11 protein-coding genes and 1 tRNA gene are annotated in these 19,242 nt (G+C 40.3%); 5 read left to right on the top strand and 7 right to left on the bottom strand.

Annotated elements, in window-relative coordinates:
- Positions 1–58: 58 nt before the first annotated feature.
- The 6 genes from H148_RS18330 to H148_RS0108325 form a co-directional block, all read right to left on the bottom strand.
- A complete protein-coding gene (locus H148_RS18330; protein ID WP_051286312.1) occupies positions 59–1,909 on the bottom strand; it encodes a right-handed parallel beta-helix repeat-containing protein in 1,851 nt (616 codons plus the stop codon).
- Positions 1,906–5,319 carry a thrombospondin type 3 repeat-containing protein gene (locus H148_RS18325; RefSeq protein WP_156877228.1) on the bottom strand — a complete coding sequence of 1,138 codons (3,414 nt, stop codon included), beginning with the start codon at positions 5,317–5,319 and terminating at the stop codon, positions 1,906–1,908. The genes H148_RS18330 and H148_RS18325 overlap by 4 nt, the downstream gene beginning before the upstream one ends.
- 220 nt (positions 5,320–5,539) lie before the next feature.
- Positions 5,540–7,096 (bottom strand): DUF4957 domain-containing protein, encoded by a 1,557-nt coding sequence (locus H148_RS0108345; protein WP_029034400.1) that lies wholly within the window; start codon positions 7,094–7,096, stop codon positions 5,540–5,542.
- Positions 7,097–7,127: 31 nt separating this feature from the next.
- Positions 7,128–8,921: a RagB/SusD family nutrient uptake outer membrane protein gene (locus H148_RS0108340; RefSeq protein ID WP_029034399.1), complete on the bottom strand. Its 1,794-nt coding sequence runs from the start codon at positions 8,919–8,921 to the stop codon at positions 7,128–7,130.
- Between the two features lie 11 nt (positions 8,922–8,932).
- A complete protein-coding gene (locus H148_RS0108335; RefSeq protein ID WP_037324861.1) occupies positions 8,933–12,148 on the bottom strand; it encodes a SusC/RagA family TonB-linked outer membrane protein in 3,216 nt (1,071 codons plus the stop codon).
- A gap of 1,276 nt (positions 12,149–13,424) precedes the next feature.
- Positions 13,425–13,496: transfer RNA gene (locus H148_RS0108325), tRNA-Arg, on the bottom strand.
- Positions 13,497–13,728: 232 nt separating this feature from the next.
- Between H148_RS0108325 and H148_RS0108320 the strand changes: the two genes are divergently transcribed.
- From H148_RS0108320 to H148_RS0108305, 4 genes are all read left to right on the top strand, one after another.
- On the top strand, positions 13,729–14,385 hold the full coding sequence (locus H148_RS0108320) for a DUF2490 domain-containing protein (RefSeq protein WP_342663245.1): 657 nt from the start codon (positions 13,729–13,731) through the stop codon (positions 14,383–14,385).
- A 34-nt stretch (positions 14,386–14,419) separates the two neighbouring features.
- On the top strand, positions 14,420–15,376 hold the full coding sequence (locus H148_RS0108315; protein WP_029034395.1) for a DUF1028 domain-containing protein: 957 nt from the start codon (positions 14,420–14,422) through the stop codon (positions 15,374–15,376).
- Between the two features lie 6 nt (positions 15,377–15,382).
- Positions 15,383–15,757, top strand: coding sequence for a hypothetical protein (locus H148_RS0108310; protein WP_029034394.1), 375 nt, complete (start codon positions 15,383–15,385; stop codon positions 15,755–15,757).
- 96 nt (positions 15,758–15,853) lie between these two features.
- On the top strand, positions 15,854–16,378 hold the full coding sequence (locus H148_RS0108305) for an HD domain-containing protein (protein ID WP_051286310.1): 525 nt from the start codon (positions 15,854–15,856) through the stop codon (positions 16,376–16,378).
- A 100-nt stretch (positions 16,379–16,478) separates the two neighbouring features.
- Here the strand turns inward: H148_RS0108305 and H148_RS0108300 are convergent, their stop codons facing one another.
- Entirely contained in the window at positions 16,479–18,035 is a 1,557-nt protein-coding gene (locus tag H148_RS0108300) for a M20/M25/M40 family metallo-hydrolase (RefSeq protein ID WP_029034392.1), read from the bottom strand.
- A gap of 252 nt (positions 18,036–18,287) precedes the next feature.
- Here H148_RS0108300 and proC point away from each other — a divergent pair, with 252 nt between their 5' ends.
- Entirely contained in the window at positions 18,288–19,094 is an 807-nt protein-coding gene (gene proC / locus H148_RS0108295; protein WP_029034391.1) for a pyrroline-5-carboxylate reductase, read from the top strand.
- The last annotated feature ends 148 nt before the right edge of the window (positions 19,095–19,242 follow it).

Raw genomic sequence — 19,242 nt, 5'->3', positions numbered from 1 at the left:
CTATTAGTATAATACATACATTAAACTAAAAGCTTTTCCTATTAACTAACTATACAGCTTAATATTCAAATGCTCCAAGATCTGGTGCTGAACCGTTGTACGGCAAGCCTACATCAACTCCATTGTCAATTAAATCACTATCTGCCTCCAGATGGAAAAAACTAACATCAGGAAGACTTCCATCGGCTTTTCTCGGGCCTGTCATCTCTGAATAATCTATGCTTACAAAATCATCAGGGGTAGTCTCAAAACCTTCCATCCAGCTGTTGTTTGTAACATCGAGACTTGTTGCATTTATGCTTCCCACTTCTCCAAGGACAACACTGTTCTTTATGACCAGGTTTTCAAGGGGATTTGTACTACCAAAGGCATAATTCCTGCCATTATCGTAGGCTATGCAGTTATATAAGATCACCTCACCCCTGTTGCTGTTATGATCAAAACCATCAGATGCATTACCAACTGCGATACTGTTGATGTAAATAGCGTCGTGTTTTAAATCCTTATCATCACTTCCTCCGGTTTTAAATCCATTCCCGTCACCACCGCTCGGGGTACCGTCTTTTAAAAACCCATTTTCTATGGCCCAGCAATTCTCATAGATTGTAGTAACGTTATCTGCATTCCTTAAGTAGCCATCCCAGCCATCATCAAGGTTTTGCCACGCCCTGCAACCCACAAATTTATTGCCGGTACCCACGTCTAATTTACTTGCAAATCCGTCGGCATTCTCAAGAGTAGAGTCGGCGTTAAAATATGAATCGGAATTTAAAATTGTGTTGTCAGATGCACCACTATCCAGCTGAAGCCCGGTATCTGCACATTCTGAAAAAGTACAGAATTCAATCATATTGTTATTACCGGTAATATTTAATCCATTGTCGCCGGCTTTGTAAACATCGATCCCTTTAATATACCAGTAACTGGCATTTAATTGGATTCCTCTATTGGAGGAGTTTTCTGACATAGAGGAAAAATCGAATTTTGGTCTCGTGTCATCCTTAGGATGAGCCAACAATGAGATTACATTACCTGCACTACCACTAGTATTAATTTCTATGGTAGAATCAAAAATATAATCACCTCCACGGATATAAATATTTTCACCAGGAACGGCTGCAGAGATAGCATCTAAGATCTCTTGAGAAGTACTTACCACTGTACCTTCTACTGAGGAAGTATTTTCTCCGGTTCTAAAGGAAAGCGTGTTGCTGAATGCTGTGTTCTTACCGTCACTGGTTTCAATGCGCCAGTAGTAAATAGTATTAGGTTCCACTTCTACTTCCATAGAAGAAACAGTAAGACCTTTCCATTCTTCAGGTGGTTCCTGGTTACCATCTACTTTGTCTGCAAAAAGGGTATAAGTTAATGGGTCTCCATCTATATCTGTTGAAGCAGCTTCCCAATTTAAGGTAACCATACCATCAACGGGAGATACTGTAACACCTGAAGCAGGTGACACCAGTGTAGCCGGAAAAGGTGCGTTGTTAGTTCCTGGTTCCCCGGCTACATAAAACCTATGAGAATCTGAGGTAGTGGTTTCTTCTCCTGAATTTTTTGAGACAACGTTCCATGTGTATGGATTCCCTCTCTCAAGTCTTACCACCAGCGAGGTAGTGGTAAGATTAGGACGAAGTGTGACTTCCTGAGTATTCAAATTGGTGATCACAAGATCATACATTTCAGCATCGCTTGCTTCATTCCATTCAAAAGCCACCTCGGCCATATTGGCTATAACATCCCCTATTTCACATTGTGTATTGTTCAGCGGAAGTACAAGTTCTGCCTCTCCGGGAGTTAGAGGTGCAATGATCTCAGCATCATCATCCTTGGAGCACGAAATTGTTAGAGAACCCATAAGAAAAATGAGAAGCAGTTTTACAGAGTATATATTTATTGAATTTCTCATGATTTAATGACTTTTATAGTTTTACTTACCGTGGCAGATTTTAATTGAAGAAAATATACTCCTTGTCTAAAATTGGTAAGGTCAAGTGGAATTACTCTGTCTGAAGGAATTTCCATTTCTTCAGAAATGTATGTATTCCCGTTAAGACCGGTCAGGACAACATTTATTTTGGTATCTATCCCATTAATGTATACTTTAAGATCACCCCGGGTTGGATTTGGGAACAATAAAACCTCTTCAGACATTAGAACCTCCTCATAAAAAACACCCTGACATTCAGAATCTGTGAAAACAGAAAACTTATTGGTACCTGTTTCAAGATCTATAACCACTCTTGATTGGGTTGTGGTGATTATTTTGCCGTTGTGCTCTATCCTGTAAAGATCGGCCCCATCTAAGGAAAAGGCCACAGTATTATTTGAATAATCTACAGAAGAATAAGCTTCTAAAGGAGTCGGTCCCTCTATGGTTACCTCAAAGCATTGCTCATACCCAGCTTGTCCATCTACTGTAATACAGATATCATAGGTTCCCGCCGCTAAACTCTCAAATTCTGTTGAAAATTCATTGGAAGATAATAAGGTTGAAGATCCCGTACCTGCACCGGATAATGAAACATTGTAAGTATAACTTGTATCTTCTGCACTGACGCTTATAGAACCGTCACCGTTTCCATTACAACTTACGTCATGGACAGATATATTAAAATTATCTGCCGCCAGGTTAAATATTTCACAACCAAATACATCTACAATGGCACCTTCGGGAGAATCTGGACAATTATCCTCAAAATTTATGATACCGTCTCCATCATCGTCTTCACATACATCTCCGATCCCATCATTATCAGCATCTGCCTGATCAGGGTTAGGGATAGAGACACAATTATCATCTCCATTCAAAATTCCGTCATCGTCGATATCGCCATAAGGCCCATCCGGTTCAGCTTCAAAAACTATATTGCTGGCAGTTTCACCGGTTATTTGTAAAATATTGTCAGGAATATAATATCCATCCACTCCTTCTCCGGTTATGGTATATGCAATACCGGGTTCCAGTTTTACAGAATATGTGGCCGCATCTATATCGATTATTGGTTGCGGAACATAAACCGCATCAGCATCAGGATCTGGAGTAAATATTAAATTTAAATCTTCAATATTCTCCCCAAGGCCGCTAATTGATCCGGTAACAGAATAAATTTCAACTTTTTCAATAGTGATATTATAGGTAGTTGTGCTTTCAGTAACTTCTAAGGAAGTACCATTAGAAATTATGTAACCATCAACTCCTTCCAGGGAAATATTATAGTCGAAACCTATTGGCAGGTCAACCTGATAGGAACCGGCAGATGGCTTAACGTTCCAGGTTTTACCTTCTTCAATAGAAAATACTATTGAATAGTCTTCAGGAATTCCCGGAGCATCTGCAACATCAACATTACCAGATAAGTTGACATAAGTGGCAGGTTCACGAACAATTCTAAAATAACTGGGTTTGTCGGCCGTATCATATATGTGGTAGGTTCCATTAGCCTTTGCAACAAAACTTACTTCCTGAAGTTCCCCCCCCACATTTACAACATCATTCTGTAGTTCAGGATCCGCGACATATTCAAAATGAAGCTCACCAGCACCATCCTGTCCAAGCACCCAAAGGCTTACTTTATCATCTTCATTAAGATTCAAACTCATGTACCGGTTTGTAGCGCCTCTGGAGTTTATATAAACTCTTCCTTTGAAATCCTCGTAATCATTGATGTTCTCATCATATCGTGTCAAATTCGTATTTACGGTTCTTAGACGGTCACTTCCCCCTCCGGTAAAGCTAAGATCACCAGCTGTAAAGTCGGGCATAGTATGTCCCGCAGTTCCCGGAGTAATAGATTCATCATACCAGGAGTTAATAATCTCTTTGGATAACATATTGTTGAACTGAGATTCGTCCAGCTGGGTAGCTCCAAAATCCCACACATCGGCAAGATCCTTATTATAGGCTCCATCTTTCATTATGTCGATGTCAAATGAAGCGGTACTTTCTGTTACTTCCAGACTAGACTCACTGCTAATAGAATAACCCTCAGCTCCTTCAAGCGAAATATCGTATGTAAAACCTGCAGGTAGATCAACACTATAGGCACCCCCGGACACTGAAGAACTCCAGGTGTCACCGGCTTCATTGGTAAAAACAATAGTGTAATCTGAAGGTATTCCTTCAGCATTGGCTACATCTATATTACCGGTTAGTGTAGTATAAGTAAAACTTTCCCGAACAATCCTGAAATAACTGGGTTTATCGTTGTCATCATAAATTTTGTACGTTCCTGCAGCCTTTGCTGTAAAATTTAATTCTGTTAGTTCTTCTCCTACAGCTACTACATCATCTTGTAGTGTTGGATCAGCCATATATTCAAAATGAATATTGCCGTTACCATTTTGGGTAAGGGCATAGATGGTTACCTCGTCACCCTCATCTAATTCAAGACTGAAATACCTGCCGGTAGCCCCAGATGAATTGATATAAACTCTTCCTTTGAACTCCTCGTAATCATCAATGTCATCATCATATCGTGTCAAATTCGTATTGGAGGTTCGTAAACGGTCACTTCCGCCTCCAACAAAACTAAGATCACCTGATGTAAAATCCGGCAGATTATGACCTGCGGTTCCCGGAGTAATGGATTCATCATACCATGAGTTGATGATATCTTCAGTCAACATATTGTCGAACTGAGCCTCGTCGAGTTGAGTTGCACCAAAATCCCAGACGTCACTGAGACCACTGCTCCCACCGCTTCCAACTTCCTGGGCAACACTTTCCCGTACAATCCTAAAATAACTGGGTTTATCGGTATCATCATAAATTTTGTATGTTCCTGCGGCCTTTGCTGTGAAATTTAATTCCGTTAGTTCTTCTCCTACAGCTACTACATCATCTTGTAGGGTTGGATCAGCCATATATTCAAAATGAATATTGCCGTTACCATTTTGGGTAAGGGCATAGATGGTTACCTGGTCACCCTCATCTAATTCAAGACTGAAATACCTGCCGGTAGCCCCAGATGAATTGATATAAACTCTTCCTTTGAACTCCTCGTAATCATCAATGTCATCATCATATCGTGTCAAATTCGTATTGGAGGTTCGTAAACGGTCACTTCCGCCTCCAACAAAACTAAGATCACCTGATGTAAAATCCGGCAGATTATGACCTGCGGTTCCCGGAGTAATGGATTCATCATACCATGAGTTGATGATATCTTCAGTCAACATATTGTCGAACTGAGCCTCGTCGAGTTGAGTTGCACCAAAATCCCAGACGTCGGGCAGGTTTGACGTTTGGTCCTGGGAATACCCCGTAAGAATCCCCAAAAAGAGGAAGAGGCATAAGAAGTGTAGTTGTTTCATCATGCTATTAGGATTTAAATTAAATGAACTATACCCTGGTTTCAGGGAATGCATACTGCTATTCTATCTAAAAACAATTTGATATTAATAGGTACAGAAAGCCTTATTAGTAATTAGACAGGAATTAAAACTTTAAATTGTTTCCTGCTTTAGGAAATAAAAAGGGGGTGTGCATCATTACAATGCATACCCCTTTTATTGATATTACTTGTTAACTTCCATATTATCTCCAGCGGGGATCCCCCACATTATTATCTATTAAAGCTTGATTTGTAATAGTAAAATCTCCTGAAGCTGGATCTACAAATCCCGGATCTAAAGTCGTGTAATTATTGTTATCAAAAATATACTGAGATGAATCGTAGAACCCAGGAGCATTAAAGTAATTGTTATTACTAAAAGATGGAGATTCATCTATTCCTTCTCTATCTGCAAATCCTTCTGATTCAGTGTTAACGATCAAAGTATTTCTCACCGTTACGTCATTCGATACAAATCGCACATATAGCAATCTTCTACTATCATCATCTGCAACGGCATAAAAAGTGCAACTGTCGATTACAATATTCGATGTTACCCCACTATTATTGGAAGTGCCGCTCGCATCCATTCGTATAAAGTCACGATCTGGAGCAACATTATAGAACGTACTATTTAACAGGTTTACATTAAGTACATCAGAATTCCTGAAGTCTATGAAGTCACCACCTGAGGTAAAGACGTCATAAACAATTGAATTTTCCACAGTGAGGCTTTGAAGGATTGCATCGGTTTCATTTCCTGCAATAAAAGAACGTGCATAATCATGGATATAACAACCACTAACTAAAAGCGAGTTGTAATTCCCTGCACCTGTATACCTCACAACATCCTGTAGATCTGAGGATCCTGCCCCAAGTCCCTGTAGATCAAGATCAATCAATTCTACAACTTCAGCTCCGCCAACAATTTCAAAATTCAATTGGAGCAGAGGTTTATCGTAACTCCTCAAACCTCTAATGGTTAAAGATTTGTCCAGAGTAACAGTTCCTGTTTGCTCTGTATAATCACCGGGCTCGAGAACAAGAATAGCACCTGCTTCGGCATCTGCGATCATTTGTAATAAATCGTCCTCTGGAGTAACTAATATTCCATCACCAATGTCAATTCCGGTTGTAAATGTTTTAAGACCTCTAATTTGATCCTCGTTAAGCAGAGTGGCAGTATATTCAGTTTCTGAAGTAAGGCCTGTTATGGTTGCTACACCGCTGGCCATGTCTTCTGGCGTTATGGTGTAAGTGATATCACCAGGGCTTAGGCTTATTTCAGTTACCTGGCTGTCAGGCACCCATCTTAGGGTTACCTCTTTAGCTTTGATGTCACCATCCTCACCTTCTATGAAAATTTGTTCGGTTAAGGTACGCACTCTGGTAGTTGCCCAGGAGGAATCGTTGAGCCCATCATCACTAATAGCTTTTACTCTAATAGAATAAAAAGTTTCACTTTCTAACGGTATAAGAACCGGCAATTCATCTGGAGTAACTTCAATAGTTCTTACAATATTATCGAAGCTTGTTGAATCATTTGAAATCTCCACGATATAACTGTGATGGTCTTCCTCGACTGTCCAGTTTAATTCAACGTTCACCTGGTTTCTTACATGTGCAGTTAAAGCTACCGGCGCAAACTCCCTTTCTATAGGAAGCTCTTCGATAAGTTCCTTATCATAATCACAACCTACCAAGGTACCTGCAAGAAGAATAGCTATAAGTAAACTTTTTAAGATATCTCTTATTTTCATAACTAATAATTTAAATCTGATTTGTTGGGTTCTAGTAACCGTAATCGTTAACTAACATACCATTACTGGCATCAATAAAGACTTGCCAAATTGGCCAAAACTGTCTGTTATCCGGGTCTACTCCCGGTTTGTAAAGGGTGTTTATTATTTCATCCAGTGGCTGATCCCATGGGTGTGCTGACCATTCCGGTCCCGGATTTCCGGTTTCTCCTCTATTGAGCCCATAGACAAGGAGTGTATAACCGTCGTCTGCATATCTGTAATAAAGCGTGGTTGGCACATTGGCATAATCTCCCGTTCTATTTTCCAGGTTTTCCAATTCCTCCCTTTCTTCATCCAGTTTTTCGCCTAGCAGGTTCCAGCGAATAAGATCCATTTTCCGATCCATTTCCCCTGTAAATTCAAATTTATATTCTTCTACAATGGCATTGAACATCTCATCTTTAGAACCAAGCGCCCCAACATAGGCATCTACTTTTTCCGCATGTAGTTCGGTAGGGAAAGCCCTACGGCGAATTTCCTTAAGATATGGTGCCGCCGCTCCCGGTCCTTCCAGTTCATTAGCCGCTTCAGCAGCAGTTAATAGAACTTCAGCATATCTCATATACATTAGATTGACTCCGTCATCGTTTGTAGAGGTAACATAGCGATTCATCCATTCATACCGATATTTACCGAAATACCACATATCGATCCCGGTAAGTTCCTGCTGAGCAATACCTTCTATAGCAGTACCCCATTGATAAGGTACAGCGGTTACATCTCTACGAGTATCATCTTCATCAAAATCATAATAAACTGTTGGGGTAGGTCCCGCTGAACCACCTCTCGGCTGACCGGTAAACTGATCTACACTACGGTGACGAACGGCAAAAGAAAATAAAACCCTACCACGGCCATCCGCAAAGGGAATTTCCCACAATGATTCACGACCGGCAGTCGTGATTTCCTGATTATAATTTCTCCACAAAGTTTCAAAGGAAGGAATCAGGGAAACTGTACCACTATTAATCACGTCACGACTTTCTTCCAGCGCCAACTGATACATCTTTTGAACAGAGAGATCTGGATCGTTACTTCTTCGTACTCCGTCAGGATATTGTTGGAAGCCTGCCGAAACCAGCGCAAGGCGTGCTCTAAATCCTTTTACAAATGCTTTATTAATACGTTCTACCGAAGTGGTAGCCGCGGTTTCATTAGGCCAGGCTACCAACGTAGCAGCCTCTCCTAAATCTGCAATGAGTCGTTTATATATGGTATCCCTGCTTGTTTTTGGCAAATAAAGGGTTTCAGAGGTAATAGGTTCAAAACGTGCAGGCACATCTCCCCAGGCTTTCATAAGGTCTGCATAATAAACAGCTCTATAAGTAAGGGCTGCTCCCAGTAACTGTCCAAATTCGGTTCCAGGTTCAGGATTACCATAATTTCTCAAGCCTCGTATAACAATATTTGCACGTTCAATTCCCTGATACATCATTGCCCAGACATTATTATCGGTATTCATCCTGGAATTATTAGGTTTCGCATCGTAATAAACCAGGTCTGCATCCGAACCTTCATCTCCTGCGCTATAATTGTATTCGGTATCAGTATTAAAACCGTAATAAGGAATAAAGCGGCCTCGATAAGAATTTGTCTGCCCAATGGGTTCCAAAATTCCATCTACAGCTCCCTTTGCTAAGTCAACGGTGGAAAAAATAGTTGATTCGTCCAGAGTTGATTTGGCCGGAGCTTCCAGAAAATCATCGCCTAAAAAGTCTTCCTCGCAGGATACTACCAGGCTCATCAAAATAATTACCGAACAGACTTTAATTATATTTTTCATTTTCATCAATTTTAAAAATTCATATTTAGACCAAACACCACTTGTCTACTTCTTGGAAATGGAGAATAATCTACTCCCGGAGTAAGTGGTGTGTTTCTCCTGGTAGAAACTTCAGGGTCAAGACCGGAATAATTCGTAAGTACAAAAACATTATTTGCCGTGGCGTAAAGTCTCAATTTAGAAATATTAGCTTTCTCCATTAGCGAATTAGGAATTGTATAACCTAAAGTAATTGTGTTTAACCTAAGAAAGGAACCATCTTCTACTGCCCAATCGCTGAATACGTAACTCCGCATATAAGGGGACCACATAGTTGTATTTGCATTTGCAGCTGCAAGCTGTTCAGGATCGTTTATAAGCTGTCCTGTCTCCGGGTTGAGGTACGTCCATCTTGCACCATCAGCCATTGCTGAACTTAAGTTTCTATACCTGCTATTTTCGTTGGATGTGGTAAATTGAATCTTATTTGCATTATAAACATCATTTCCCAGACTATAGTTAAAGGCTGCTGAAAAGTCGAATCCGTAGGCATAAGCATTTAAAACGAATCCACCTGAGAAATCAGGATTAGCATCTCCGATGATTGTGTTGTCATTTATATCTACTACACCATCGTCATTTATATCCTTTAACTTCAACATTCCCGGCATTAATTCCCCCACTACATCACTGGCATCGACCACATCTTCTTTTAGGATATAAGAATTCGTCACGGGATCAAAGTTAAAATCAGACACCTCATAACGCCCATCGTTTCTATAACCATACATCGTTCCTACTGGTTCTCCAACCCAAATTGCATAATCTCCGCCAATTTGAGATGAAGCCCATCCGGAAGACTCCTGATAATCTTCTAATGTTCCTAAAGAATTAATTTTATTTCTATTTGCTGATGTATTTATGGAGAAACTCAGACCATAATCTTCCTTAGTAATAGGATAAAAATTTAATGAAGCTTCTACACCGGAATTATGGATCTCTCCCAGGTTTCTATATTGATATTCATATCCCGATCCAGGAGTACGAAATGCAAGCAATAAATCTGTAGTTAAATTTTTGTACGCTTCAACACTACCTATGACTGCCCCTCTGAAAACTTCAAAATCAAGACCAACATTTTGTGTAACGGTAGTCTCCCACCTAAGATCGGGATTAGCCAAAACTCTGGAAGCTGCCCAGTAGGTAGGAATTTCATTTAGATAAGTTGTCGTACTTGACTGAAAACTTTGTACTGTTTGGCCAGATGGTATGTTGTTGTTACCGGCTTCACCATAGCTAAATCTTAACTTAAGAGCATTAAGCCAATCTACATCTTTCAGGAAATTTTCTTCTTTTAATTTCCATGCTACTGCTGCAGAGGGGAAATAACCCCAACGGTTTTCTCCCAAAAATTTACTGGAACCATCGGCTCTGTAAGTAGCCGTCAATAAATATTTATTTTTGAATTCATAATTAACACGCCCAAAGAATGATAATAGTTTGTCATCAGGACTGTAAAAATTATCTACGCTCTGGGGAGTTCCCTGGGTAGTCAACCTTCTTGTAGTTCCAAAGTCAAAATCCTTTGGAAAACCCTGAATCTCTGAAGTTTCTATGTTGCTCTCAGTCACAATCATTTCTTCTCCTAAAAGTAATTTTAATCCATGGTCCTCATTAAGGTACTTATTAAAGTCAATATTAATAGTGTTAGCATTCCTAAAAGTTTCACGGGTACGATCTCTGTAAACGAGAGAAGGCAATCCTTGATTATCTGCTGAAGGTCTATTGTTTGAATAATAAGTTGAACGTCCATAGTAGCGGTAATCTTGATCTGTACGATAATCCAAACCAAAGTCAGATTGAAATCTCACATTATCAAGTATTTCCCAACCAAAACTTCCTAATGTATTAAAGTTCTTCCGTAGTTGAAGTCTTTGGTTGTCATCTGTAGCTACAAATGGATTAACCAGATAGCCAGCTAAAGCTTCATCAGTATTTGTAGTTGTAAGTCCGGAGATTGGAATTGGAGAATATTGAACACTATATTTCAATCGTGAATCGGCAGAAGAAATCTCATTCTGCTCATTGGCACCACCGCCGGTGATCTCTGTATCAGAATACCGGACAGTAAAGGACAAATCTAATCTTTCGTTAATTTCACTTTTAAGGGCCAAAGACAGGTTATTCCGCGTGTATTCAGAACCCACCATTATGGTGTTTACGTCATAATGGGCATAATTAAAATTGTAATTTGCTTTCTCAGAACCTCCCCTAACTGCTAGGTCATGACTCTGAACTTCCCCCATATTACCATAAATTTGTCTTTGCCAGTCATTTCCCTCTACACCTTGATATAGATCGTAATCTTGCCACAATCCAAAATATCGTTCATAAGAATCTAAGTTTTCCGGATCGCTGAGTAGGGCGTATTCGTATTGCCATTTAACGAAGTCCTCTGGCGAAAGCACATCAATAGTATTAGCAATTTTTTGAAAACCATAAAATGTGTTTAAATTCACAGAAATTTTACCAGGCACTCCGTCTTTAGTGGTAATAATAACAACTCCATTTGCTCCTCTTGAACCATAAATAGCGGTAGAGGAAGCATCTTTAAGCACAGAAATACTTGCTATATCTGTTGGACTTATGTCGCTCATACTACCAACGGGAAAACCATCTACAATGATTAAAGGGGAGCTATCCTGAGTTAAAGAACCGTTTCCACGAATCCTGATATTTATTTCAGCATCAGGTGACCCTTCGGTAGCCATCACCTGTACACCAGCAAGTCGACCTGTTAAAGCATCTGCTACACTGGCTTTTGCCTGCTCTTGAATATCACTTCCGGAAATCGACACAACAGATCCAGTTAAATCCGATTTTCTAGCAGTACCATACCCAACCACGACAACCTCATCTAGAGAAGCTGAATCTAATTGAAGAATCGCCTCAATATTGGTTCTCCCATTTACTTCCACTTCGAGAGGTTCAAATCCCACATAAGTAAATACCAATACAGCATCAGGGCCTGAAACTTCAATAGTAAATTCCCCATCCAAATCGGTCATTGTACCATTAATAGTTCCTTTTTCAATAATATTTACACCGGGGAGAGGTTCATGGGTGTCCGAATCGACTACAACACCATTTACAATAATCCCATCTTGAGCCCATACACCACCTCCTATAAAAAGGAAAAGACCGAGCAGGAAAAGAGAGATTTTTGAAGAGAGATCAAAAGGTTTCATGTTCATAATTCAAAACTAAAATTGGTTATTACTTTACAAGATGAAAAAAATTATCCAGCACAAAAGCCAGAGTAAAACAGGGGACGTACAAACTAAATCGTTTTCGTAACCTATGAGTATCACAGCTTTTTTGATCAGATGCTCCTTTTCAAAAAAACTTAATTGATAATTACTTATTTCCTAATGAATCTTTTTAATAAAGTGGCAATTTACTACACCTTCAATTATTAAATTCATGAATGTAATCGATTACACAAACCTATTAAAAAGAATCAATAAAACAAATTTTTGGATAGAAAAAATTAATACTTCGTTAATTCAAAGGAAGTCTTTCCTTAAAAGGGAGTTACTACTTCGATATTCCCTTAAACTATACACTTTATTTTAACATCTTAATGACCTGTTGTAATCGATTACATCTAAATTTTAATAACCGCAATATCTAATTTTATAGAATCAGTTTAATCATTAGAGACAGAATAAAAAAGATCAGATTGGGCATCGGATTTTTTTAAGTCCTGCAGGAAGATTCTCGAGCAACACCATATTTTTATAGTCATCAAGTGGTATTTCAGTATTTGTAAGACCCGTGATTACCATTTCAAAATGAGATATTTAGGCAGGTTCTTTCTTTCCACAATTACTGCTTTCAAGGCGACATCTTTACTGAAAGTAATTTTTGTTTTACGTAATTTTTCTCTACTGGAAATCGGAAGGATCCTTCAAAGTATTACAAAACTCATCTTCTTCAATAACATTGACGACCTTATTCCTAAAAGGAAGTTCCAAACCTTAAGCAACAGCTTCTTTATCTAAGAATAATAAAAACACCGTTAATACAACCGGGATTTTGATAAGTTGCACAAATGTTAAAGTAGCCTCAGGCATCTGAAGTTGCAGAACCCTTCTTTTGTAGAAATTTTGAATTCTGTAATAACCCCCCTTAAGGCCGTTGGTGATTTACTTATTGTTAGCGTTAATCCTGGCAAAAGACGGATGCAATTATTTTTTGCACGCTTCGCATAGATCCAGAACAGAACTGAAAAAGTTGTATCTGTTCGCATAATTCAAATTTTTGATTAGACACTACGAGAATCCAATCACCAGATGAATCCATACACAAGACCATTGAGATAGAAAAATAAGACAAATTATGTTGACAATTTGTGAACTATTTTCTCTAACATCATATGTAATCGATTGACACTAATAAAATGGAAACCCTGAAAATCTAATTGATTCCCAGGGTTTTGTAACTCTTTTAAACCGTCATAAGTAGCCTCGCCAGGAATCGAACCTGGATCTAAAGTTTAGGAAACTTCTATTCTATCCATTGAACTACGAGGCCAAGAATTTCCATTAAAACCAGTCTCCGTTAAAAAGATGACAAAAATAAAAATGTTTCTACAATTTACGGGCTTATTAGATCAAAAGTTCATCTGCCTCTCCACAATATGATTCTACTCCTTAGTTAAAAAACCCTATTCAGTGGGAATCAAGACTTCTCACCGTTATATTTGCACAAAAAAGTTATGAAAATTATGAATATCAGATATTTTTTCCTTTTAACCTTTTGTTTATTGACTATTTCGCAATCTAAGGCACAAGTAGATGAAGAGCAGACCGGTGCCTGGTATATTTATAACTGGGGAACAGGTTTTGGTGAGAGCAGGTTTGGTGCCCAGGGGGATATCCAGTACCGAAACTGGAATCTGGGAGGAGATTTGGAGCAGTTGCTCATTAGAGGAGGGGTTACCTACAGCCCTTCGGCCGCCAATGTAAAATTTGTTCTGGGCTATGGCCACATTACCTCGGGAGCTTTTGGAGAAAGTGATGCTACTTCAGGGGAACACAGGGTTTACCAGGAGGCCAACCTACCGCAGAAACTTGGAAATAAGTTTTTCCTGAACCATAGATTCAGGTATGAACAGCGGTGGGTTGAGACTCAGGATTTTCGCACCCGGTACAGGTACAACCTATCACTAACCCTTCCACTAAACCAAAATGATCTATCGAAAAATGCCATTTATCTGGCGATCTATAATGAACTTTTTATAAACGGCCAACGGCATATTGGAGAAGGCCGAACGGTGGAGCTTTTTGACAGAAACAGACTTTATGGAGCCCTGGGTTATTCCCTTAGGGATAATTTAAAGCTACAACTGGGTTACATGGAGCAAACCACCGATAATTTAAACAAAGGTCAATTACAGGTAAGTTTACATCATACTTTTTAGAAGTTACCTTATATTTGAGTTTCGAAACTCGAATATGAAAAAATATTTTTTTACTCTTTTGGCCCTGATCTCTTTAGCTCAGGTATCGGCCCAAAACCCGGAGGTAATGAAAGATGCCTTTGCACATACCTATTCTATAGTTGCCAGGGATGCCGAAACCGGGGAAATGGCCGTAGGAGTACAAAGCCACTGGTTTTCTGTTGGGTCAATTGTTACCTGGGGGAAATCGGGCGTGGGAGTGGTGGCAACCCAATCTTTTGTCAACCCCGCCTATGGTCCACAAGGGCTGGAACTTATGGAACAGGGTAAAAATCCTTCTGAAGCTTTAGGGATCCTCCTGGCGCAGGATGAAGGGAAAGAGTACCGGCAGGTTGCATTTTTGGATACTTCGGGAAATACCGCGGCACATACAGGGGAATTATGTGTGGAAGTCGCAGAACATATCACCGGGGAAAATTATTCTGTCCAGGCAAATATGATGCTCAATGCCACTGTAGTACCTGCTATGCAAAAAGCTTTTCTTGAAAACACCGGATTACCTTTAGCTGAAAGAGTTCTGAAAGTCTTACAGGCTGCCGAGGCTGCTGGCGGAGATTTACGGGGAAGTCAATCAGCTGCTCTCCTTGTCGTTGGTCCCGAAAAGGTAGAAAATCCATGGGAAGAAAAGAAAATTGATCTGCGCGTGGACGACCACCAGGAACCCCTGGTAGAGCTTGAGCGCCTGCTGAAAGTTGCCCGGGCCTATGAATTTATGAATCGGGGTGATTTGGCTATGGAAGCCAATAATGTAGAAAAAGCCTTGGAAGAATATGGTAATGCCATGGAGCTGTTCCCCGAAAACCTGGAAATGCAATATTGGACGGACGAAGCCAAACCATTATTTGAGGCTATATTTAAAGAAGATGAAAACTGGAAGGAAATGACCCGAAGATTACCCACTTCAGGCCTCCTGAATATTCCACAAGATGAATTGCTAAACCTTATAAAATAATTGAAAATGAAAAAATTGAAGTTGAATTACATTATAATCGTTCTGGGATTGATCCTGGTGGTCTCCTGCAAGGACGAAGAGAAAACTGCTAAAGCTGTTTCTACTCCGCCGGAAACTTCTGAAACCAGCACCCAGGCCGCAGGCAATGAAGAAATAAAGGTTAATCCTGCACATGGTCTTCCGGGTCACGATTGCGCGGTTCCTGTGGGAGCTCCTCTCAATGAAACTGCCGGCAACACTCCCAATCCTACACCCACCAGCCAGTTGCCTTCAACTTCGGTTTCCCCGATTAGGGTAGATCAAACGCCAAATGTCAATCCTCCGCACGGGGAACCAGGCCATGATTGCGCGGTTCCTGTAGGAGCACCGCTTAACAAATAGGTTTCAAAAATAACATTTTAGAGGCTGCCTACGGGCAGCTTTTTTTATGGCTTTTTCTTTGCTTCAGAAGAAATTACTATTTTAATAAAAAATGGAATGGAAGAAGAAGCTTTAGAGTTTGCACAAAAGGCACATGGGGATCAAATGCGGAAATATAGTGAAGAGCCTTACATAGAACACCCCAAACGTGTAGCAGAAATTGTTCGCACAGTCCCTCATACTCCAGAAATGATTTGCGCTGCCTACCTGCACGATGTGGTGGAAGATACCCCGATAGAAATTGAAGAAATTAAAGATAACTTCGGAAAGGAAATTGCCAAACTGGTAGAGGAACTTACAGATGAATTTATTAAGGTAAAACACCCACACCTTAACCGTAAAGACCGGAAGGAAAAGGAAGTCGAACGGCAGGCGAACATTAGCAAAGAGGCGAAGACTATTAAATTGGCCGATGTAATTGACAATACGCCCGATATTGTAAAGAATGATCCCGGTTTTGGCCGAAAATACCTATTTGAAATGGAAAGGCTCACCCGCGTTTTGGTGGGCGGCGATAAAACCCTCTTTGAGCAAGCCAGAAGAGAAGTTGCAGAAGGCAAAAGAGTTTTAAATATGAAATAAAAAGCTGCAGAAAATCCCTTTTTTGACACTTTAGTGACAGGTTCTTTCTGCAGCTTTATTAAGAGTCCTAATTCTTGGCTCTTGACTCTAGGTTCTTTATTTATTCAACTCCGCCTCTTCGATTGGGAGAGCGCGGCTCCGGCCAGGTTTCCTTCTCCCCCGTGCGCGGATTGTCGGGCAATTTAATTTGTTCTCTCGAAGTAATGTCTTCGTCTTCACTCGCTATATATGCCAATACTGCAGTAAGGATCACGTTGTTCCTTACGTCATCAAAAACAATCTTATCATAAGTGTCCCGATTGGTGTGCCAGGTGTAATTCCAGTAGGACCAGTTAAGGGAGCTAAGGTTAAATGCAGGAACTCCCGCTGCAAGAAAGGAAGCATAATCAGATCCCCCACGACCGGGTCTTCCGGGAAAATCGGTTTCAATGTGATCTGCCACCGTATCGGGTACTTTTGAAAGCCAGTCTCCCAGGTAGTCATAGGCATGTAAAAGTCCATTCCCTGAAATTCTTACAACTCTTCCTGTTCCGTTGTCCTGATTAAAAACAACCTGTGTATTTTCTACTATTTCAGGATGATCTTCTACAAAGGCACGGGAACCGTTAAGCCCCTGCTCTTCACTACCCCATAGACCTACAATAATTGTTCGCTTTGGATTTGGATAATGTTCTTTAAGAATTCTTGCCGCCTCCATCATGACAATGGTACCGGTTCCATTATCTGTCGCGCCGGTACCACCGTCCCAGGAATCAAAGTGGGCAGAGAGTATCACATATTCTTCAGGCAACTCGGTGCCTTTTATCGTGGCGATGGTATTAAAAGTTGGCACCATTCCCAGCTCTTTTGATTCCGCAGTAACTCTAATCTTAGGTTTGCTGCCATTTTCTGCGAGCCTGTACAGCAAGCCGTAATCCTCGAGAGCAAGATCCAGAGTTGGTACTTTTTTGGTATAGGCACCAAAGATCTTGTTCACACCAAAACCCTCAGACCAGTTGGAAGTGATCACCCCCACAGCTCCGGCATTTTCCAGGGCAGCGGGCAAAGTGCGGGAAGTGTATCCCATGGTGCGAAATTTATCTCTCCAGGCTTCACTCTGCACCTGTCGCTCACGCTTCATCTTTTCAAAAGAAGCTTCGGTCGCAAATTCTTCCCAGTTGTAGTCTGGTCTTCCGGTAGGCTCCTGCATTGATATAAGGACAAATTTTCCTTTGACATTTGGAAGCCATTGCTGAAAAGCCATAGAATCGGAAACTGTTTCAGGTAGGGTAATCACCTCTGCGGTCACAGGTTTCTTTCCGGTAGAAGGACTCCAGGCAAGTTGTCTCCCTTCCAGACTTTGCACACGCGGCTCAATCATATCTATGTGAGTTATGCCACGTTCCCAGCCGCGCCATTCGCCCCACTTCTCCTTCTCGGCCGGAATGCCCCAGCTTTTAAATTTTTCTACTGCCCAGTTATGTGCATTATTCATTTGAGGAGTTCCAACCAGTCTTGGCCCAATGCTGTCAAGCAACTGATGCGCCAATTCTTCAAGTTTGGAGTTTTGCTCAGCTTCCTGAATAATATTCTGAATGATCTCATCATTGCTTTGTGCAAAAGAAAACTGCAGGGACAGGAGCAGACACAGAGTCCATAATCCTAAAATTTTTTTCATGGGATTTGATGTTTAAATCTTTTATGCTCAAATATATCAATTAAACCCATTGCTTTTCCTGCTGTTTTTTTCGGATACTGACGGATTTTCAGGTTGTTGACTAAATGGCGGTCATTACCTAAATTTTATATATCCTGTAGATCGTTGATTATTAATGGTGTTAGTGGATATTTTTGCAGAAAGTTTATAAAAAAATTAAATTCTAGCCGGTCCTGTACAGTCTTTGCACAAAACCTTGAAAATATTGAAGTAATGAAAGTTTTAGTTATTGGAGCAGGAAATATGGGTCTCACTTATGCTGAAGGCATGGCCTCATCAACTTTTTTAAACCGGCGGAAACTCATGGTTTATGATGTTTCCCCGGATAAAATTGTTTTACTGAAGGATATGAGGATCTTTGATGTACATGAAAAACTCGAAGATGCTTTACCCGAAGCCGATGTTATTTTTCTTGCTGTAAAGCCTTTCCACAGTGAAGAACTTTTTGAAAGAATGAAACCGATGATGCATAAGGAACAAATCGCTGTTTCCCTGATGGCCGGAGTCACCATTGGTCGTATACAGGAAGGACTTGGAATACAAAAAGTGGTAAGAGCGATGCCAAATCTTCCCGCACAGGTAGGGAAAGGAGTTACCTCATATACCGAAAGTAAACAAGTTTCCAGAGTGGAGCTGCTTATGATAAGAAACCTGTTGGATACTACAGGAGAATCCATTCATGTAAAAAATCAAAATTTTATTGATGCTTCCACGGGGATTTCGGGTAGTGGTCCCGCATATGTTTTTTACTTTATGAATTCTATGCTGGAAGCAGCATTAAAAATGGGCTTTTCGGAAAACGATTCCCGTGTACTTGTAAGCCAGACTTTCGAGGGAGCGGTAGAATTGTTCAATCAAAATGATTTGTCACCTACGCTATGGATGGATCGTGTCGCCTCAAAAGGGGGGACTACTCGTGCAGCACTGGATTCAATGGATGACAATAATGTAAAGGAATTGATCAAAGATGCAGCCTACGCTGCTTTCGACCGGGCAGTCGAGCTGGGAGAAGAGAGTTAGAAGTCTTTGGAGAAATTTATTGAGCCGGCAGAGTTTTACACATTGCCGGCTTTCTTAATTTTAAAAGATTTATGCCTATTAATTTTAATATATAATATTTTTGCACTTCCGGGTGATGCTTCAATCAATCCGGAGAATATAAGTTTTA

The organism is Salinimicrobium terrae DSM 17865 (assembly GCF_000424665.1).
Lineage (GTDB): Bacteria > Bacteroidota > Bacteroidia > Flavobacteriales > Flavobacteriaceae > Salinimicrobium > Salinimicrobium terrae.
The sequence above is the reverse complement of the archived record's forward strand: the minus strand, read 5'-3'. Positions and strand labels throughout refer to the sequence as shown.